Source organism: Providencia sp. PROV080, from assembly GCF_033688105.1.
Taxonomy (GTDB): domain Bacteria; phylum Pseudomonadota; class Gammaproteobacteria; order Enterobacterales; family Enterobacteriaceae; genus Providencia; species Providencia zhejiangensis.
In genome coordinates this window covers 3,815,905-3,833,684 of sequence record NZ_CP096346.1, presented here as the reverse complement: position 1 = coordinate 3,833,684, position 17,780 = coordinate 3,815,905, and the positions used below count along the sequence as shown (strand labels likewise).

General features: G+C 41.8%; 20 protein-coding genes. 12 read left to right on the top strand and 8 right to left on the bottom strand.

Features of this window, described 5'->3' with window-relative positions:
- Positions 1–94 precede the first annotated feature (94 nt).
- The 7 genes from nsrR (at position 95) to rplI (ending at position 5,439) form a co-directional block, all read left to right on the top strand.
- Positions 95–517 carry a nitric oxide-sensing transcriptional repressor NsrR gene (gene nsrR, locus M1F03_RS17265; protein ID WP_163863223.1) on the top strand — a complete coding sequence of 141 codons (423 nt, stop codon included), beginning with the start codon at positions 95–97 and terminating at the stop codon, positions 515–517.
- A gap of 42 nt (positions 518–559) precedes the next feature.
- The gene (gene rnr / locus M1F03_RS17260) at positions 560–3,025 is read left to right on the top strand and encodes a ribonuclease R (RefSeq protein WP_196713721.1); all 2,466 of its coding nucleotides are present in this window, start codon (positions 560–562) and stop codon (positions 3,023–3,025) included.
- A gap of 66 nt (positions 3,026–3,091) precedes the next feature.
- On the top strand, positions 3,092–3,838 hold the full coding sequence (gene rlmB, locus M1F03_RS17255; protein WP_154622440.1) for a 23S rRNA (guanosine(2251)-2'-O)-methyltransferase RlmB: 747 nt from the start codon (positions 3,092–3,094) through the stop codon (positions 3,836–3,838).
- Positions 3,839–3,997: 159 nt separating this feature from the next.
- Entirely contained in the window at positions 3,998–4,393 is a 396-nt protein-coding gene (gene rpsF, locus M1F03_RS17250) for a 30S ribosomal protein S6 (protein ID WP_154622441.1), read from the top strand.
- Positions 4,394–4,401: 8 nt separating this feature from the next.
- On the top strand, positions 4,402–4,719 hold the full coding sequence (priB, locus tag M1F03_RS17245; protein ID WP_163863218.1) for a primosomal replication protein N: 318 nt from the start codon (positions 4,402–4,404) through the stop codon (positions 4,717–4,719).
- A gap of 4 nt (positions 4,720–4,723) precedes the next feature.
- Positions 4,724–4,951 (top strand): 30S ribosomal protein S18, encoded by a 228-nt coding sequence (gene rpsR, locus M1F03_RS17240; protein ID WP_000135199.1) that lies wholly within the window; start codon positions 4,724–4,726, stop codon positions 4,949–4,951.
- 38 nt (positions 4,952–4,989) lie between these two features.
- Positions 4,990–5,439, top strand: a complete 450-nt coding sequence (rplI, locus tag M1F03_RS17235; protein WP_154622442.1) for a 50S ribosomal protein L9 — start codon at positions 4,990–4,992, stop codon at positions 5,437–5,439.
- 100 nt (positions 5,440–5,539) lie between these two features.
- On the opposite strand, the gene M1F03_RS17230 is transcribed toward rplI, so the two are convergent.
- Positions 5,540–6,154, bottom strand: a complete 615-nt coding sequence (locus M1F03_RS17230; protein WP_251464758.1) for a LysM-like peptidoglycan-binding domain-containing protein — start codon at positions 6,152–6,154, stop codon at positions 5,540–5,542.
- A 231-nt stretch (positions 6,155–6,385) separates the two neighbouring features.
- Here M1F03_RS17230 and fklB point away from each other — a divergent pair, with 231 nt between their 5' ends.
- Positions 6,386–7,006, top strand: coding sequence for an FKBP-type peptidyl-prolyl cis-trans isomerase (gene fklB, locus M1F03_RS17225; RefSeq protein WP_154622444.1), 621 nt, complete (start codon positions 6,386–6,388; stop codon positions 7,004–7,006).
- A 95-nt stretch (positions 7,007–7,101) separates the two neighbouring features.
- Here fklB and M1F03_RS17220 read toward each other — a convergent pair whose 3' ends face one another.
- Complete coding sequence (locus M1F03_RS17220) at positions 7,102–8,070, bottom strand: hypothetical protein (RefSeq protein ID WP_196713719.1); 969 nt, start codon at positions 8,068–8,070, stop codon at positions 7,102–7,104.
- A gap of 571 nt (positions 8,071–8,641) precedes the next feature.
- On the opposite strand from M1F03_RS17220, the gene cysQ reads away from it, so the two are divergent.
- A complete protein-coding gene (gene cysQ / locus M1F03_RS17215) occupies positions 8,642–9,382 on the top strand; it encodes a 3'(2'),5'-bisphosphate nucleotidase CysQ (protein WP_154623673.1) in 741 nt (246 codons plus the stop codon).
- Between the two features lie 53 nt (positions 9,383–9,435).
- Here cysQ and mqo read toward each other — a convergent pair whose 3' ends face one another.
- From mqo to M1F03_RS17195, 4 genes are all read right to left on the bottom strand, one after another.
- Positions 9,436–10,929 carry a malate dehydrogenase (quinone) gene (mqo, locus tag M1F03_RS17210; RefSeq protein ID WP_196713718.1) on the bottom strand — a complete coding sequence of 498 codons (1,494 nt, stop codon included), beginning with the start codon at positions 10,927–10,929 and terminating at the stop codon, positions 9,436–9,438.
- A gap of 9 nt (positions 10,930–10,938) precedes the next feature.
- Positions 10,939–11,328, bottom strand: coding sequence for a hypothetical protein (locus M1F03_RS17205; protein ID WP_154623671.1), 390 nt, complete (start codon positions 11,326–11,328; stop codon positions 10,939–10,941).
- A gap of 419 nt (positions 11,329–11,747) precedes the next feature.
- A complete protein-coding gene (locus M1F03_RS17200) occupies positions 11,748–12,338 on the bottom strand; it encodes an NUDIX domain-containing protein (RefSeq protein ID WP_163863213.1) in 591 nt (196 codons plus the stop codon).
- A gap of 146 nt (positions 12,339–12,484) precedes the next feature.
- Positions 12,485–12,889 carry a YgiW/YdeI family stress tolerance OB fold protein gene (locus M1F03_RS17195; protein WP_251464757.1) on the bottom strand — a complete coding sequence of 135 codons (405 nt, stop codon included), beginning with the start codon at positions 12,887–12,889 and terminating at the stop codon, positions 12,485–12,487.
- A gap of 178 nt (positions 12,890–13,067) precedes the next feature.
- Between M1F03_RS17195 and qseB the strand changes: the two genes are divergently transcribed.
- Positions 13,068–13,730 carry a quorum sensing response regulator transcription factor QseB gene (gene qseB, locus M1F03_RS17190; RefSeq protein ID WP_154624525.1) on the top strand — a complete coding sequence of 221 codons (663 nt, stop codon included), beginning with the start codon at positions 13,068–13,070 and terminating at the stop codon, positions 13,728–13,730.
- A complete protein-coding gene (qseC, locus tag M1F03_RS17185; protein WP_163863211.1) occupies positions 13,727–15,076 on the top strand; it encodes a quorum sensing histidine kinase QseC in 1,350 nt (449 codons plus the stop codon). Before qseB ends, qseC begins: the two co-directional genes overlap by 4 nt.
- Before the next feature lie 167 nt (positions 15,077–15,243).
- On the opposite strand, the gene M1F03_RS17180 is transcribed toward qseC, so the two are convergent.
- Complete coding sequence (locus M1F03_RS17180; RefSeq protein ID WP_163863209.1) at positions 15,244–15,804, bottom strand: YtfJ family protein; 561 nt, start codon at positions 15,802–15,804, stop codon at positions 15,244–15,246.
- 303 nt (positions 15,805–16,107) lie between these two features.
- On the opposite strand from M1F03_RS17180, the gene M1F03_RS17175 reads away from it, so the two are divergent.
- Complete coding sequence (locus M1F03_RS17175; RefSeq protein ID WP_014657315.1) at positions 16,108–16,314, top strand: DUF1107 domain-containing protein; 207 nt, start codon at positions 16,108–16,110, stop codon at positions 16,312–16,314.
- A gap of 91 nt (positions 16,315–16,405) precedes the next feature.
- On the opposite strand, the gene M1F03_RS17170 is transcribed toward M1F03_RS17175, so the two are convergent.
- Positions 16,406–17,773: a hemolysin family protein gene (locus M1F03_RS17170; protein WP_154624528.1), complete on the bottom strand. Its 1,368-nt coding sequence runs from the start codon at positions 17,771–17,773 to the stop codon at positions 16,406–16,408.
- Between the last annotated feature and the right edge of the window lie 7 nt (positions 17,774–17,780).

Here is a 17,780-nt window from a genome sequence, read left to right as displayed (position 1 = left end):
CAAACAATATGGATACCATTTCGTGATAATTTGAGTTTAATAAGAGAGAAGTGGTGAGATAACCATTGGCTAAGCCAAAAATTTTGAGGTGATTGTGCAGCTAACGAGTTTTACAGATTATGGGTTACGTGCTCTGATTTATTTGGCATCACTCCCTGAAGGGAAAATGACCAGTATCACAGAAGTCACTGACGTCTATGGTGTCTCCCGCAATCATATGGTTAAGATTATCAATCAACTCAGCCATCTTGGCTATGTTAAAGCGACTCGTGGTAAAAATGGTGGGATAACGCTTGGACAACCCGCAGAAACCATCCGGATCGGGGACGTTGTCAGAGCACTAGAGCCCCTCACGTTAGTGAATTGCAGTGGTGAGTTTTGCCATATAACACCCGCCTGCCGTTTGAAGGGTGTACTTCATCAGGCGATACAACAGTTTTTAAAGGAACTCGATAAACATACGCTAGCTGACATGGTTAAAGATAACAGTCCGCTTTATCAATTACTGCTCGATTAGACAACGCAGTAATAGCAAATTCTGATGACAACGGAGGTAACGATGTCACAAGATCCTTTTCAGGAAAGAGAAGCAGAAAAATACGAATCCCCAATTCCTAGCAGAGAATTCATACTCGAACTCCTCACTAAACGCTCGGCCCCTGCAAAGCGCGAAGAAATAGCACAATTATTGAATCTCTCTTCAGAAGAAGAGTTAGAAGCCTTACGCCGCCGTTTACGAGCGATGGAGCGTGATGGGCAATTAGTGTTTACTCGCCGTCAATGCTATGCGCTACCAGAGCGTTTAGATTTACTTAAAGGCAAAGTGATAGGCCACCGTGATGGCTATGGTTTCTTGCGCGTTGAAGGTAAAAAAGAAGACTACTACCTATCACAAGATGAGATGAAACGTGCATTACATGGCGATGTCATTTTAGCACAGCCTTATGGTCAAGACCGTAAAGGGCGCACTGAGGTGCGTGTTGTTCGTGTACTTGAACCTCGTAACAATCAAATTGTTGGGCGCTATTTTATTGAATCAGGAATGGGGTTTGTGGTTCCTGATGATAGCCGTTTAAGTTTTGATATTTTAATTCCTAAAGACCAAATCAACGGTGCTCGTATGGGTAACGTGGTGGTGGTTGAATTGGTCACAAGACCACAGCGCCGTTCTCAAGCGGTTGGACATATTATTGAAGTATTAGGCGAAAGTATGGGTACCGGTATGGCAGTTGAGATTGCCTTGCGTACTCATGAAATCCCACATTCATGGCCACCTCAAGTCGAAAAACAGGTGGCGGATTTAAGTGAGCAGGTTCCTGAATCAGCAAAAAAAGGGCGTGTCGACTTACGTGATTTACCCCTTGTGACGATTGATGGTGAAGATGCTCGTGACTTTGATGACGCCGTACATTGTGCTCCGAAAAAAGGAGGGGGTTGGCGTTTATGGGTGGCGATTGCTGATGTAAGTTATTATGTTCGTCCACAAACTGCACTTGATGATGAAGCACGTAGTCGGGGTAACTCCGTCTATTTTCCATCGCAAGTGGTACCTATGCTGCCAGAAGTGCTCTCAAATGGCCTCTGTTCACTGAACCCAGGTGTTGATCGCCTTTGTATGGTGTGTGAAATGACGGTATCTGCGTCAGGTCGCCTATCTTCCTACAAATTCTATGAAGCCGTGATGAATTCACACGCAAGGCTAACGTACACCAAAGTATGGAAGATTTTACAAGGTGATGAGGAGTTGCGTGAACACTATAAGGCATTGGTTCCGCATATTGAGCAATTACATGCGCTTTATAAAGCTCTGGATGATGCACGTATTGAACGTGGTGCAATTTCGTTTGAATCAGAAGAAGCAAAATTCATCTTTAACGCTGAACGCCGTATAGAACGCATCGAGCCTGTAGAACGTAATGACGCTCATAAACTGATTGAAGAGTGTATGATTCTAGCCAACATCGCAGCGGCTCGCTATGTTGAGAAAAATGAAGAGCCTGCACTGTATCGTGTGCATGATCGTCCAAAAGAAGAGAGCGTGATGAACTTACGTTCCGTCTTTAGTGAATTGGGCTTAACGCTACCAGGTGGCATGAAGCCTGAGCCGAAAGATTATGCTCAAGTCATGAATGAAGTTGCTGACCGTCCTGACCATGAATTACTGCAAACGATGATCTTGCGTTCAATGAAGCAGGCGATTTATGATCCTGAAAATCGCGGTCACTTTGGGCTGGCTTTAAAATCCTACGCGCATTTTACGTCACCTATCCGCCGTTACCCTGATCTAACGTTGCATAGAGGGATTAAATACCTACTTGCGAAAGAGCGTGGGCACACCGATCATCGTTGGACGCCGACAGGTGGCTGGCATTCTGATATGGATAGCATGTTACAGCTCGGAGAGCATTGTTCCATGACGGAACGCCGTGCCGATGAAGCGACACGCGATGTCGCCGATTGGTTAAAATGTGACTTTATGCAAGACCAAGTCGGTCAAGTCTTTACAGGGCTAATTACCAGCGTGACAGGTTTTGGTTTCTTTGTTCGCTTAAATGACCTGTTTATTGATGGCTTAGTGCATGTATCGACGCTAGATAATGATTACTACCGTTATGATGCGGTGGGACAACGCTTGATTGGTGAGTCTTCCGGAACCACTTATCGACTTGGCGATGAAGTGGAGATTCGCGTTGAAGCGGTGCATATGGATGAACGCACCATTGATTTCGCATTGATTTCAACTACGCGTAAAGCCAAGAATCCCGGTAAAACAGCACGTGATAGAATGAAAAAAGAAGTTAAAAATGCAACTAAATCAGCACGCAGTAAACGTGGTGATGTGAGCAAAGATAAAAACTTCGAGCCTGATTCAGCTTTTCGTCGTTCAGAGAAGAAAGGCAAGAAAACAGATAAAAAATCAGATAATAAGGCTAAAGGGAAAAAAGCCTCTGATAAAACCAAGAAAATTAGTGCAAAATTAAAAGCTAAACGCGCAGCGAAAAAAGCCCAAAAACAAGAAGGGTAATGGATCCGCTGAGTTAACTAAGGTGGCGTCATGCCACCTTGAATTCCATCAACAAAAAAGAGATTTATGAGCGAAATTATTTACGGCATTCATGCGGTGAAAGCCCTACTTGATCGTGATGCATCACGACTCAAAGAAGTTTATATTTTAAAAGGGCGCGAAGATCGCCGTCTGATGCCGATTATTCATGAAATCGAAGCGCTTGGCATTGTGGTGCAAGTCGCGAATCGTCAATGGATGGATGCACAAACAGAAGGTGCGGTACACCAAGGCATCATTGCAAAAGTATTGCCGGGTAAGCAGTATCAAGAAGGGGATTTGCCTGATTTTCTTGAAAATACAGAAACCCCTTTCCTATTGGTGTTAGATGGCGTTACAGACCCTCATAACTTAGGGGCATGTTTGCGTAGCGCAGATGCAGCGGGCGTTCATGCAGTGATTGTGCCGAAAGATAAATCAGCACAACTTAATGCAACCGCGAAAAAAGTTGCTTGTGGCGCAGCGGAAAGCGTTCCTTTGATTCGCGTGACTAATTTAGCGAGAACGTTGCGTTTATTGAAAGAGTACAATGTCTGGATTGTGGGTACCGCGGGTGAAGCCGACCACACCTTGTATCAAAGTAAATTAACTGGGGCAATGGCACTCGTGATGGGAGCTGAAGGGGAAGGCATGCGCCGTTTAACCCGTGAGCACTGTGATGAGTTGATCAGCATCCCAATGGCGGGAACGGTTTCTTCATTAAATGTTTCTGTTGCAACAGGTATTTGCCTGTTTGAAGCTGTGCGTCAACGTACTGATAAGTCACCCGAATAATAAATATTCAGTGATATTTGTCGCCATCTCTTGAGTTTTCTCTCGGGGATGGGTATAGTGACGCGTCAATTTTTTAGCCGCACTCAACAAGTTCCTTGCCTCCGCGGGCCGCGGTTAACCCTGACAGGAGGCTGAATAATCCGTAAGGAGCAACTACTAATGCGTCATTACGAAATCGTTTTTATGGTCCATCCTGACCAAAGCGAACAGGTTCCGGGCATGATCGAGCGTTACAGTGCTGTAATCACTAACGCACAAGGTCAGATCCACCGTCTGGAAGACTGGGGCCGTCGTCAACTGGCTTACCCAATCAATAAACTGCACAAAGCTCACTATGTTCTGTTGAACGTAGAAGCTCCACAGGAAGCGATTGATGAGCTGGAAACTAACTTCCGCTTCAACGATGCCGTTATCCGCAGCATGGTTATGCGCTTAAAACACGCAGTAACAGAAGCTTCTCCAATGGTTAAAGCTAAAGACGAACGTCGTAGCCGTGACCTGGCTGATGAATATCAGGATGAAGAAGCTGAAGAAGCTGGGGATTCTGAAGAGTAATTGCGCAGGTGTTCACTAATCGTTTGGTGCTCACAGGCACAGTCTGTAAAGCATTGATTCGAAAAGTGAGTCCGTCGGGTATCCCTCACTGCCAGTTTGTTTTAGAACATCGTTCACAACAACAGGAAGCAGGATTAACCCGACAAGCATGGTGCAGAATGCCCATAATTGTTAGCGGACAAACCTTACAAGCCCATACTCACAGTATAACGGTCGGCAGTCGAATTACAGTCACTGGTTTTATTAGTACCCATCAAGGGCGCAATGGATTAAGTAAACTGGTTCTTCATGCCGAGCAGATTGATTTGATAGATTCTGGAGACTAGCCATATGGCACGTTATTTCCGTCGTCGCAAGTTCTGCCGTTTCACAGCGGAAGGCGTTCAAGAGATCGACTATAAAGATATCGCAACGCTGAAAAACTACATCACTGAAAGTGGTAAAATTGTACCAAGCCGTATCACCGGTACTCGTGCAAAATATCAGCGTCAGCTCGCTCGTGCTATCAAGCGCGCTCGCTACCTGTCTCTGTTGCCATATACTGATCGTCATCAGTAATTGGTACAGTCCATTAACGACTTTAAGAGGATAAGGTAATGCAAGTTATTCTGCTTGATAAAGTAGCTAACCTAGGTAGCCTGGGTGATCAGGTTAACGTTAAATCGGGCTATGCTCGTAACTACTTAGTTCCACAGGGCAAAGCTGTTCCTGCAACTAAGAAAAACATCGAATTCTTCGAAGCTCGCCGCGCTGAACTGGAAGCTAAATTAGCTGACGTTCTGGCAGCAGCTCAGGCTCGTGCAGCAGCTGTTACTGCGCTGGGTTCTGTTACTCTAGCTTCTAAAGCGGGTGACGAAGGTAAACTGTTTGGTTCTATCGGTACTCGTGACATCGCTGATGCAGTAACTGCTGCTGGCGTTGCAATCGCGAAAAGCGAAGTTCGCCTACCAAATGGCGTTCTGCGTACTACTGGTGACCACGAAGTTCACTTCCAGTTACACAGCGATGTTTTTGCTGAGCTGAACGTTATCATCGTTGCTGAGTAATCAAAAATGATGGTAGTGCCATCGGTTTTCCGATAGCACAAAAAAACACCGGCTAGTCCGGTGTTTTTTATTGCCTGTAATCGCGCTTGTTCAAGTCAAGCTACGGTGTTCGGTAGTAACTACCATCACTTAAACGCGCAAAGCTAAATGTTTTACCTTCAGAGGTCGTAATCTCCAATAGCTGTACTTCCCCTTTTGCATTTGCCTTCAAACGTATTTTCTGACCCTGCCGTAAACTACTGAGAGGTTTTTCCGTTCCCTCAACACGGGCCATAACAAATGCATCATTGGCTTGCAGGTGGTTATCACGAAACAGTTGTGCCAATGTTTTGCCCTTTTGTATCTGATAATTTTGCCATTCATTGGTTGTAGGGCGAGTTGCAGGCTGTTGTGTCTGCTTTGGTGGTGTGGTGGTCGTTGGTGGTGATGTAACCTCAGGTGGAGTCTGCTCCACTGGCGGTTCTTGGATGATCTCTGGTTCAGCAGGCACGCCTGCGGGGGCACCTTCCGTTTGACCGTTATCTATTGGTTCTTCTGATGGTGTTGGAGTCACTATCTCGGGAGTCGTTGGTGGCGGTACAACAATAGGCTGTGGCTGACTTTGAGGTGTTTTATTACCTTGGTTTTCATCACCAGTAGGCCAGAAAAGGGCTGCAATAACGATAATCGCTAAGATAGTGATACCAATGCGATGAAATCTTGAAAATTTAAGCATGACTCCTCCTTGATTGAGGAACGAACGGTGACGAACTAAATTCATTTGTGATGATAGGAATAGTAGCACTGATTTTTAGTAATTTGATTACCCTAGGTTATTTTTCAGAGAACACTGAGCTGAATCATACAAAATAGCTTACTTTTAACGCACAGAGGTATGGTTTAGGTTTACCCATAAGGTAGGGGCTGTTATTCTTGCTTTTTTATCAAAAACCATACAGGTATTTTCATGGCAAACCCAAATTTTGATTCAGTAGAAGCTCAAGCAAGCTATGGTATTGGCTTACAAATCGGTCAGCAATTATTAGAGTCTGGTTTAGAAGGCCTAGAACCTGCTGCTATTTTAGCAGGCCTCACTGATGCGTTAGAAGGTAATATGCCTTCAGTTCCTGTTGAAGCACTTCATAAAGCGCTACGTGAAATTCATGAGCGTGCAGATGCAGTCCGTGCTTCTCGCCAAGAAGCCATGGCGGCTGAAGGTCGTGCATTCCTTGAAGAAAACCAAAAGCGTGAAGGTGTATCAACCACTGATTCTGGTTTGCAATTCTCTGTGATTAACCAAGGTGAAGGTGCGATCCCTGCACGTACTGACCGTGTTCGCGTCCATTATACAGGTCGTCTCATTGACGGTACTGTTTTTGATAGCTCAGTTCAACGTGGCCAACCCGCAGAATTCCCTGTGAGTGGCGTTATTCAAGGTTGGATAGAGGCTCTGACTCTGATGCCTGTCGGTTCTAAGTGGGAACTGTACATCCCTTCTGAGCTGGCTTATGGTGAGCGTGGTGCAGGCGCATCTATCCCGCCATTCAGTACGCTAGTCTTTGAAGTCGAATTACTCGAAATTCTGTAATCTTGGCGGTCAGTATAACTGACTAAGCCAATATCAGGGCTTTGCAGGCCTGCCTTTTTATGATGAAGGCAAGGTCGCAAAGCCCTTTTTATGTTTTAAGCTGTAGGTGTTATTGAGGGGGAATCTTTTTTAGTTCTAAACACCCGTTTATTTACAAGACGTGCAATGATAATAAAAATCACAAAACCAACGATGACAAATAGCTCATCTAAAGTGGTGATTTGTTGAGAGACCTCTATTGATAAATACAGTAAGAAAGCTAATAGGCTCATTATTGCCAGTAGTATGATGGTATTAATGAACGAAAGAAGCATTAAACGTTTTATCTTGAGTTGATTTCCTTGGAAAGGAATTGACCTATATATACTTAAAAGCAATATAACGATAGCAGCGGCTGTTGCAGGAAATAACATGTCAGATGCTTGGTAACTCAGAAGCAAAAAAATTTTTAATATCAGTTGATTTTCCTTGAGTAACGCAATGCAATATATCGTGAGAGAGGCGATAACAAGCGTAAAACATAGCATGGTTATGGTATAGAGTGCATTGTAAATTAACCCATGATTTTTTTCTGTTAATACGAAATCATGACGGGCTTTTTTACAAAAAAATATTCTTGGTATAAATAGTAAAATAAGTATCAAGACGTTGATAATGTTAAATATAATGGAAAAGCTATAGGTATATATTAAGCTAGGGCGATGATATAACTGTACCTCTCCAAACATCTTATGCATGGCTATCCCATTTACGTATTGCGTAAATTTGAGAATAAAAAAGTAGACGATGGCAATACCCGCAACAATAAGGATATTTTTAAGGTTAGCTTGGTTCAATTTGGTGTAGTAAAAGATAAGGCAAGTGGAAAATAGGAAGATAAAAATCTTAATGAACCATTCTACCCTTAGGCTATATATAATCGCATTTAAATAATGAGGCGGTACGTATAATAATGGTTGAATTGTCACGCTATAAAACCAAAAGTACTCCGTGAGGATCCAAACACTCACAAATATGGCGGGTAATCTAAAAAAAGAGAGCTTGGCTGTATTTGATTGACTCATTTTTATTCCTAAATTTTAGAGAATCACATCATTGATAGTTGTGATATATAAATAGCAGGTTAGATTCCTATTCAAAAATGCGATTAAGCTTATTGTCATTTTTACTTATTGTTCTGTATAGCATTAAATCATAATGCGTTGTTGCAACTCGAGAATGGGGTATAAAGTTTGCTACCTTAATGTTGTCATCGAGCCTAAATATAGGCATTTTTCTTAGCGGCATTAGCGCTAAAAACCTAAAGTCACTTCTTATATATTCACAATCTATAATTGCCTTTCTTTAAAAGAAGCTCACCGCTCTCTCTTATTTGTTTCTTATGGATACAAAACAATGGATTAAACAATATTACTATTGCAAATGTCGAGTGATAAATCAAACCTAAAGCATAATATAAAGCGCTGTTTCTGATATAACGCAATATTTCCCCAAGAACACTATTCTTTTCATTAATTGAAACTACTTGGAAAGAAAATAATGTAAATTGATAAGGTAAGTGTGAACGGTTTCTGTGGTTCCAATGATCTATGGCTGTTAAGCTAAAGGTACAGAGTGATGGAAAAGAGGTGAATCATGCTAAAACAAATTTGCGAATTGGCTATCGATGCAGGCTCCGCCATTATGGCTATTTATACCAGCCAAGAGCCGTTACATATTGATCATAAAAGCGATCAATCTCCTGTGACAGAGGCTGATATTGCTGCTCATAACATTATTACTGCCGGTTTAACACGTATTGCACCCGATATTCCTCAATTATCTGAAGAAGCGCCACCGTCATGGGATGAACGTAAAAATTGGCAGCGTTATTGGTTGATTGACCCTCTGGATGGAACAAAAGAATTTATTCATCGCAATGGTGATTTTACAGTCAATATTGCGTTGATTGAAAAGGGTATACCGATTATGGGCGTTGTTTATGCGCCCGCCAAAGGGTTACTCTATTACGCTGAAGGTAATCAAGCGTGGAAAGAAGAAGGTGGGCACAAGCAACCGATTCATGTTAAAGATTCAATGCCACCTATCATAGTGATCAGCCGCTCTCATCAAGATGGTGAATTGCGCGATTATCTTGCTCAAATGGGAAGCCATGAAACGGTTGAAATTGGTTCTTCATTAAAGTTTTGTTTAGTGGCAGAAGGCAAAGCGCAACTGTACCCGCGTTTCGGGCCAACCAATATTTGGGATACGGCAGCAGGGCATGCTGTGGCAATCGCATCCGGTGCTAAAGTTTTAGATTGGAACGGTAAAACGCTAGATTACACCCCACGTGAGTCTTTTTTAAACCCTGGTTTCCGTGTAACTTTGTTCTGACTGGAAATAAGAACATGTCGGGTAAATTGGTATATTTACCCGACAAAACGCGATTAGTTATCGAGCTTGAGTACTTTTGCCGTTGCCGCGCGAATATCTAAGCAAGCTTTTGCGTCGACTTTTAAATCAATTCCATAAGTTGGAATGATCTCTTTTAAACGCGCTTCCCAGCCATCTGAATTAAGCTGATCCGCAAAGCAAGTCTTCAAGACATTCAATGCAATAAACGCAGCGGTAGAAGCACCCGGTGATGCGCCCATCAAGACAGTCAGTGACTTATCTGCGCTGGTAATCAATTCAGTACCAAATTCTAGGATACCTTTTTTATCGTGATCTGGTTTTATGATCTGAACACGTTGTCCCGCAACCACTTCTTTCCAGTCTTCACGCTGTGCTTCTGGGTAGAATTGTTGCAGCATAGCAAATTGGTGGGCTGAAGTTTGGAGCACTTGCCCAACTAAGTACTCAGCTAGCGCCCAGTTATCTTTAGCAACGGCAAGCATTGGCTCTATGTTATTTAATTTAACCGATTCAAATAAATCTAAATAAGAGCCGTGTTTGAGGAATTTGCTAGAAAATCCAGCATAAGGACCAAACAATAATGAGCGTTTACCATCAATGATACGTGTATCTAAGTGTGGAACGGACATAGGTGGGGAGCCTTTGTCTGCTTTACCATACACTTTTGCATGATGGCGAGCTGCAATTTCTTCATTATCACAACGTAGCCAGATACCGCTAACAGGGAAGCCACCATAGCCTTTACCTTCAGGAATACCTGATTTTTGGAGTAATTCGATAGCTCGTCCGCCTGCACCGATAAAGACAAATTTAGCAGTCGTAATGGTTTTTTCATGAGTGAGCAGGTTTTTGACTTCGATATTCCATCTGCCGTCAGCGGCTCTTTTAATATCGATAACTTCATGTTTGTAGTGAACAGCAAAACCTGACTGCTGGCTCAATTGTTCCATTAATAGATGCGTCAGCGCGCCGTAATCCACATCGGCACCGGTTGCAACCCGTGTCATCGCGATGGTTTCTTTTGGATCACGGCCTTCCATGATCAGTGGTGCCCACTCATTGATCTGTTGCGGATCCTCAGTGTATTCCATGTTCTGATAACAGTGGTGAGCTGACATCTGGGTATAGCGCTGTTTCAAAAACTTGACGTTATCTTCACCCCAAACAAAGCTCATATGTGGGCAAGGATGGATGAAATCACGGGGATCTTTGATTTTGCCTTTCGTGACTAAGTAAGACCAGAGTTGGCGAGACAGATCAAACTCGGTATTCACTTCAAGGGCTTTACTGATATCAACCGTGCCATCTGGATTCGGTGGCGTATAGTTCATTTCACAGTTTGCAGCATGACCTGTACCGGCGTTGTTCCAAGGATGAGAACTTTCTTGCGCACAGTCATTCAGTCTTTCAAAAACCGCAATATTCAGTGATGGTTCAAGTTCTTTTAAAAAAGTGCCGAGGGTAGTACTCATGATACCGGCACCGATGAGCGCGATATCTACTTGTTCTGAAATAGGCTTACTCATTAAAAACTCCTAAGACTTAGAGGGTTTAAAACACAGCTCAGTGCCTTCTTGATAGACAACATACGCGCGACGCCATGGTTCATCGCCGATTAAACGCCATTTATGGCCGGTTCCCGTGTTATCTTGGGCGAGTAAAATATCACCCGGTTTAATAATAAACGTTGAACCATCTTTGGTTTCAAACTCTAAAGTACCAGTAAGTGTGATGACATAACGTGGAACAGGATCTTTGTGCCAATCCCATGACCCGCCTGAAGAGGTTTCGCGGAAGGATAATTCACTAACGGCAATAGCAGGAGTTTCGCTATCTCCTCTCGCTTCTCCACTTAATTCAATCGTGCCTTCTTCAAACAGAGAATTACCATCTTCACCGGTCCACATACGAACACAACGTATCATATTATTAACCTCTTAAGTTTTGTATGGATGAACAAACAAGCTAATAGGTAAACATGAAGCACTTTTAACAAAAGATATTGTCAAATAGTCATATTAAGATAACTCTAAATAAGTGTACTTTTAGAATAAATATTCTATTCAACTATTGTATCCTATTCTATTTAAAATAAATACTGTAGGAATTGGTAGGATGTTTTCCGATGATATTTATTTGAATGACAAAAAACAAAATAAATGGTGACGTAACTTATTGATAACAAATAAATTATTTATTTTTTTTATTATGGGGCAAACAACACATCAATAAATAGAAAATTAACGTAATAAATAAAAAAATATAAATAGAAATAAACACGATTTAATTTTCCTTCCTAATTCTAATCAAGAAGGAAAATAGAATAATATAAATAGCATTATTTTTAATGAGTTAAAATATTATTTAAGGCAAGATGCTGAATAAGCATGATGGTTTTACCATCGACAATTTCGCCCGTTTTTATGGCGGCCAATGCTTTAGGAAATGGCCACTCTAATACCTCAATATCTTCACCTTCTTCAGCAAGGCCACCACCTGAGCTAATTCGATCTTGGTCATGATATTCTGCGATATAAAAATACAGTTTTTCAGTTACAGAGCCTGGGCTCATATAAGCTTCAAAAATTTTTTCAATTTTTTCAATACGAAATCCGGTTTCTTCTTCCGCTTCAGCACGTATACGTTGTTCTGGTGAGGCGTTATCCAGTAATCCAGCGGCGGCTTCGATGAGTAAATGCTGGTATCCATTAATATATAAAGGAAAACGAAACTGGCGGATCAGTACAATCGTATTTTTCACTCGATTGTATAGCAAAATCACCGCACCATTTCCTCTATCATAGGATTCGCGGGTTTGTTGTTGCCAACTGCCATCACGGCGCTGAAGTTCATAAGTGTATTTCTTCAGTGTATACCAATTATCAGAGAGCAAAGTTTCTTGAATATTACGAACTTGAGGGATTTTAGTCGACATGATATGACCTTCATAATGATGATAGCTGTTAATCTAGCATTGTCATCAATATCTCGAAATAGGAAATCATGCTAGTTGCACCCTATTGAAGGGAATAAAGGATAGATAAGGCAGCTTGGATGCCAAGCCACCTTATCAAATCAACGTTATTTAATCAGTTGGATCTGTTTCACTTCCACTTCTCGTGAGTTCCAATCTTTGTCAATTTTACCGCGGATCTCCACTTTATCTTTTGGCGTTACGTTAAGGCCATTCCATCTTTTTGGACTAATTTCAAGATTGATGGTGCCTGTACCATCGGTAAATTCATAATGTTTCTGATCCAACTGTTTAACGATATTACCACGCAGAATTACCCAGCTATCATCAGAGAGATCTAATGCTTTAGCGACAGTGGTTTCGCCACTACTTGGTCCCGTGAAACCACCTGATTGGGAAGTTTGAGCGGGGGTATTTTGGGTTGCACCTGGTCCATCAAAGCCACCATTTACAGCCAGTACTGGTGCAGAAGCTAATGCCGCAATCAAGGTAATTAAAGGTAATGTTTTCATAGTGGTCCTCTCCATTTGGTTACCAAAATTTGTTTACGGGAGCTATTAAAACAAAAAATTCTTAACAGGATCTTAAGGGAATCCCATAAAAAAATATATTTTAAATTTAGCCGATAACAGCTGGTCATCGCTAAACGAATCGGATAAATATAATAATATGCTAACACAGGAGAGAAGCATGCGTATTTTGCTGATAGAAGATGACCGATTAATTGGTGATGGTTTAAAAGTGGGCTTAAGCCAGTTAGGCTTTACCATTGATTGGTTTACTGATGGAAAACAGGGGCAAGTTGCGCTACTTGATGCACCATACGATGCCGTGATCCTCGATCTTTCTCTACCGAGTTTAGACGGCATGGATATTTTGAAATATTGGCGTCAAGAAGGGCGCGATGAGCCTGTTCTCATACTGACTGCCAGAGATGCATTGGATCAGCGTGTTCAGGGGTTACAGCAAGGTGCCGATGATTATCTCTGTAAACCTTTTGCCCTCGCTGAGGTTGCCGCGCGGTTACAGGCTTTAATTCGTCGGCGAAGCGGGCAGTTATCACCCATACTCAAACATGGTGATGTAGAAATGGATCCTGTGGCGATGACGGTAACTTGTCATGGTAAATTTATCGAATTAAAAAGCAAAGAGTTATCCTTGTTATCGCTATTTCTACATAATCCAAATAAGGTGTTGTCCCGAACGATGATAGAGGAAAAATTATATAACTGGGATGAAGAAGTATCGAGCAATGCTGTTGAGGTGCATATTCATCATTTACGCCGCAAATTAGGATCGGGTTTTATCCGGACGGTTCATGGTGTTGGTTACCGTTTAGGTGAAGCGGTATGAAAACCTTTAGTTTACGTTTAAAGCTAACGCTGATACTGCTGTTACTTGCCTTAATGACATGGGGTATCGCGAGTTTACTCGCATGGCATCAAACCTATAAAACCATTAATGAATTATTTGATACCCAGCAAATGGTTTTCGCCAAACGCTTATCCGTATTACCTTCTGACCTTGACTTTAATAATACGTCATTAGCAAAAACGAAAAAAATCTTACGTAAAAATCGGGGTCATCAAGATGATGATGCACTGGCATTCGCTATTTTTACACCTCAAGGCGAAATGGTCCTCAACGATGGTGATAATGGGCGTAAAATTCCCTTCAGTTTTTCTCGGGAAGGTTTTACTGAAGGCAAAATTAAAGGGAGTGATGACGAATGGCGTTTTGTCTGGTTAAAGTCCTCGGAAGGGCAATATATTATTGCAGTAGGGCAAGAGTGGGAATATCGGCAAGACCTGGCAATGGACATTATGGTTGCCCAGTTTTTGCCTTGGTTAATCGCTTTACCGACGCTGTTGATTGTATTTTTATGGTTATTAACCCGAGCATTGCGCCCCTTACATCAAGTGGCTACTCAGCTCTATCAACGGCGGCCAGATGAATTAACGTCGGTTCAGGTCGAACGCTTGCCGTCAGAAGTTAAGCCTATGTTAGATGCGCTTAACCACTTATTTGAACGGATCCAGACGATGTTTGCCCGCGAACGGCAATTTACCTCCGATGCGGCACATGAGTTACGTAGCCCATTAGCCGCCCTTAAAGTTCAGGCTGAAGTCGTGCAAATTGCAGGGCAAGACTCGGCAATCCGCGAACATGCGGTGGCCAATTTATCCGAAGGTATCGATAGAGCAACACGCCTTGTTGACCAACTCCTGACACTTTCGCGCTTAGAATCACTGTCACAACTGGACGATATTGAGCAGCTATCATGGCTTGCATTAATTCAGTCATCAATTAAAGACATTGAGTTAGAGGCTAAGGCGGCACAAGTTACCATTGATGTCAGTGTGCTCAGTGAACCATCATCATTTACAGGACAACGTTTGTTATTAGCTATCTTACTGAGAAATATACTGCATAATGCGATCCGTTATGGGAAGACGGGTGGGAAAGTTGAAATAGAATTAAATAATAATGACCTAACGATTAAGGATGATGGGGCGGGAGTTCCGCTAGAGGTGCTGAAGCGATTAGGTGAACGTTTTTATCGTCCAGCAGGGCAAGAAAAAACGGGCAGTGGATTAGGATTATCGATTGTTAAACGTATCGCTGAATTACATCATTTTAAATTAGCGTTTACGAATGGTGAAAATGGCGGTTTTTGTGTGAAAATACATTGGTCATAATGATTGGTTATTAATATATTTCAAATAATTATTCACCGTGTAAATTTAAAGGTAATACGCTTTCTTTAGAATAACGCTCTATTGGTATGGAAATCTGTGCCTCTCGATACGATGCCATTCTCTATGTGCACGACAGCAATATTTCCGTGCACTAGAGAGGGGGAAATTTATTGTCCTAGTTCTGCTTTTATCAGGGTTATCACTTTATTAATTTCAGGTTCAGTCAGTGCCCCATCTTTGAAATACAGTACTTTTCCTTCTTTATTCAATAGGATAATCGCTGAGCTTTCAGGGGCGAGGCTCCATGCTTTTTTAACGACACCATCACTATCAACAATAAATTGTGAGTAAGGAAACTCTTTCTTGCTGTCCTCAACGCTATTACTCACAAAAACACCGGTGCCGAAAATGGCATCATCGGCATTAATAATTGAGGTTGTTTGATAGGTATCATGAGGAAAGCGGGCTTTTTTGATCGCTTCAATCAGTGGTGCATTGAGTTCTTTAGCTGAAGAGCGCCCCGCAATATGTTGAATTGTCCGAACTTTTCCAGGTAGCTGTTGGCTTTTCCATTCTTGATAAGAAAATTTTCCATCAGGACTTAATTGCATTTCACCTTTATCAGTCACTGAAACAGGGGGAACGGATTGGTTAAGTTGGATTTGGCTTGCCAAGGCGGTAGAGGAGAGGGTTAGTAGGCAAGCAAATAAAAAACTCTTCTTAATCATTATATTACCTCTTTTGTTATATTTTGATGCATCAACGAGAAATGAACCATCACAAAAATGTGTTGTGCTTACAGTTATAGCATAGCTCATCCGATGAGTTGTGAAACCAAAATTAACATTTTTGCAAAATTTAGCATAACTACAAAGTTTTTGAGGTTATTGACAGAATGTTTGTAGTGTCATTTTCTGTAAATGAATTGAATAAAACTGCAATAATCGAACCAAAGTAAATATTCCTGGTCTATTATTAACGAGCGGTATGAGTGAAGAGTATCGTAAGACAAAAGGAAAGGAAAAGTTCTAATGAAAATATTTAACCGTTATAACCCATCCAAAATTGCACTCTACGTTAAAACGCTATTCCGTGGTCGTATCTACATCAAAGGCTTTGGGGCTTTTGAGTTTAATTATGGCAAAATCTTACCACCAAAGGTGGGCGACAAGCGCCACTACAATGTGATGAGTGAGGTGAACAAACAAGTATTGGTACTACAGTCTGAGTTGGGGTAGTTGCTGTTAGCCTAAATAGCAAATTGCTATTGAGCTAAAAACAGCGCCACATAGAGTGGCGCGTTAAGCGAAACGGCTTCGCTGTAAAGCATTAATGCTTAGTTTGTTGTGTTGGTTGTTCTGCGTTAGCCGTTTCCACGTTACTTTTTCCTGCTTGAACCACGACGGCTGCTGGTGGTGTTGTGACTCGGGTAACAAGTAATTGATCGATCTTGTAGTTATCAATATCAACCACTTCAAATTTATACCCCGCATATTTGACATAATCAGTACGCTTTGGCATTTTTCTTAAGCGATACATCATAAAACCAGCAATGGTCTCATAGTTGCTAACGTCAGGAAATTCATCAATATCCAAAATACGTTGCACATCTTCAATAGGGGTTCCGCCTTCAACTAACCATGAGTTTTCATCTCGTGAGATGATCTGCTCTTCTTGGCCTGGCCCGATAAGATCCCCCATTAACGTGATCATCACATCATTAATTGTGATCAGCCCCATAACGAGAGCGTATTCATTGAGGATCACCGCAAAGTCAACGCCATTAGCTTTAAAGGCCTCAAGAGTGTCAGACAAAGAGAGCGTATCAGGGATCATTAAGGCATTTTGAATATGAACACCATCTTGTAAATTAAGACTTTGGCCATTCAATACACGGTTTAATAGGACCTTCGAGTCAACATAACCAATGACATGATCAATATCACCGCTACACACTAAAAATTTGGAGTGTGGCTCGGTTGAAATTTTGTGTTTGATGCTCTCTTCGGATTCATCTTTATCAAAGTAAATAATACTTTCACGCGGGGTCATTGCCGATGGAACCGTGCGAGATTCCAGTTCAAAGACATTTTCAATCAACTCATGCTCTTGTTTACGCAATACGCCAGCAACAGCACCTGCTTCAACAACAGCAAAAATATCATCTGAAGTGATATCTTCATTACGCGCAGTGGGTAACTTGAAAATTTTGAAAATCAAGTTAGCAAGGCCATTGAAGAACCAAACCAGTGGGCTGAGTAGGGTTAAACACAAACGCATTGGGTTAACAATCCGTACAGCGATAGCTTCGGGTTTTACCATTCCAATACGTTTAGGGGTTAAGTCTGCCACTAAAATAAATAGGCTAGTGACAATGGTAAATGACAGAATAGATGCAGTTTGTTGTGCCCACTCGGGAGAAAGGAAATTAATAAAAATGTCTTGTAATGCAGGTGAAAAGGCAGATTCACCGACAATCCCTGCCAAGATGGCGACCGCATTTAGGCCGATTTGAACCACAGTAAAAAACATACCGGGCATTTCCTGTAATTTCAGGACTCGTGCCGCATTAATGTTGCCCTCATCGGCCATTAACTTGAGTTTGATACGACGAGAAGCTGCCAGTGAAATTTCTGACAACGAAAAAAATGCGCTAATTGCACATAATAAAAGAACGATCAGTAAACTATTAAGCATAAATTAT

Excerpts from the sequence above, each read along its gene's own strand:
- fklB (WP_154622444.1), top strand. The coding sequence starts at position 6,386 with ATGGCAAACCCAAATTTTGATTCAGTAGAAGCTCAAGCAAGCTATGGT.
- M1F03_RS17230 (WP_251464758.1), bottom strand. The coding sequence starts at position 6,154 with ATGCTTAAATTTTCAAGATTTCATCGCATTGGTATCACTATCTTAGCG.
- M1F03_RS17170 (WP_154624528.1), bottom strand. The coding sequence starts at position 17,773 with ATGCTTAATAGTTTACTGATCGTTCTTTTATTATGTGCAATTAGCGCA.
- M1F03_RS17175 (WP_014657315.1), top strand. The coding sequence starts at position 16,108 with ATGAAAATATTTAACCGTTATAACCCATCCAAAATTGCACTCTACGTT.
- M1F03_RS17205 (WP_154623671.1), bottom strand. The coding sequence starts at position 11,328 with ATGATACGTTGTGTTCGTATGTGGACCGGTGAAGATGGTAATTCTCTG.
- mqo (WP_196713718.1), bottom strand. The coding sequence starts at position 10,929 with ATGAGTAAGCCTATTTCAGAACAAGTAGATATCGCGCTCATCGGTGCC.
- rpsR (WP_000135199.1), top strand. The coding sequence starts at position 4,724 with ATGGCACGTTATTTCCGTCGTCGCAAGTTCTGCCGTTTCACAGCGGAA.
- cysQ (WP_154623673.1), top strand. The coding sequence starts at position 8,642 with ATGCTAAAACAAATTTGCGAATTGGCTATCGATGCAGGCTCCGCCATT.
- M1F03_RS17200 (WP_163863213.1), bottom strand. The coding sequence starts at position 12,338 with ATGTCGACTAAAATCCCTCAAGTTCGTAATATTCAAGAAACTTTGCTC.
- M1F03_RS17195 (WP_251464757.1), bottom strand. The coding sequence starts at position 12,889 with ATGAAAACATTACCTTTAATTACCTTGATTGCGGCATTAGCTTCTGCA.
- rlmB (WP_154622440.1), top strand. The coding sequence starts at position 3,092 with ATGAGCGAAATTATTTACGGCATTCATGCGGTGAAAGCCCTACTTGAT.
- rplI (WP_154622442.1), top strand. The coding sequence starts at position 4,990 with ATGCAAGTTATTCTGCTTGATAAAGTAGCTAACCTAGGTAGCCTGGGT.
- rpsF (WP_154622441.1), top strand. The coding sequence starts at position 3,998 with ATGCGTCATTACGAAATCGTTTTTATGGTCCATCCTGACCAAAGCGAA.
- qseB (WP_154624525.1), top strand. The coding sequence starts at position 13,068 with ATGCGTATTTTGCTGATAGAAGATGACCGATTAATTGGTGATGGTTTA.
- M1F03_RS17180 (WP_163863209.1), bottom strand. The coding sequence starts at position 15,804 with ATGATTAAGAAGAGTTTTTTATTTGCTTGCCTACTAACCCTCTCCTCT.
- M1F03_RS17220 (WP_196713719.1), bottom strand. The coding sequence starts at position 8,070 with ATGAGTCAATCAAATACAGCCAAGCTCTCTTTTTTTAGATTACCCGCC.
- qseC (WP_163863211.1), top strand. The coding sequence starts at position 13,727 with ATGAAAACCTTTAGTTTACGTTTAAAGCTAACGCTGATACTGCTGTTA.
- rnr (WP_196713721.1), top strand. The coding sequence starts at position 560 with ATGTCACAAGATCCTTTTCAGGAAAGAGAAGCAGAAAAATACGAATCC.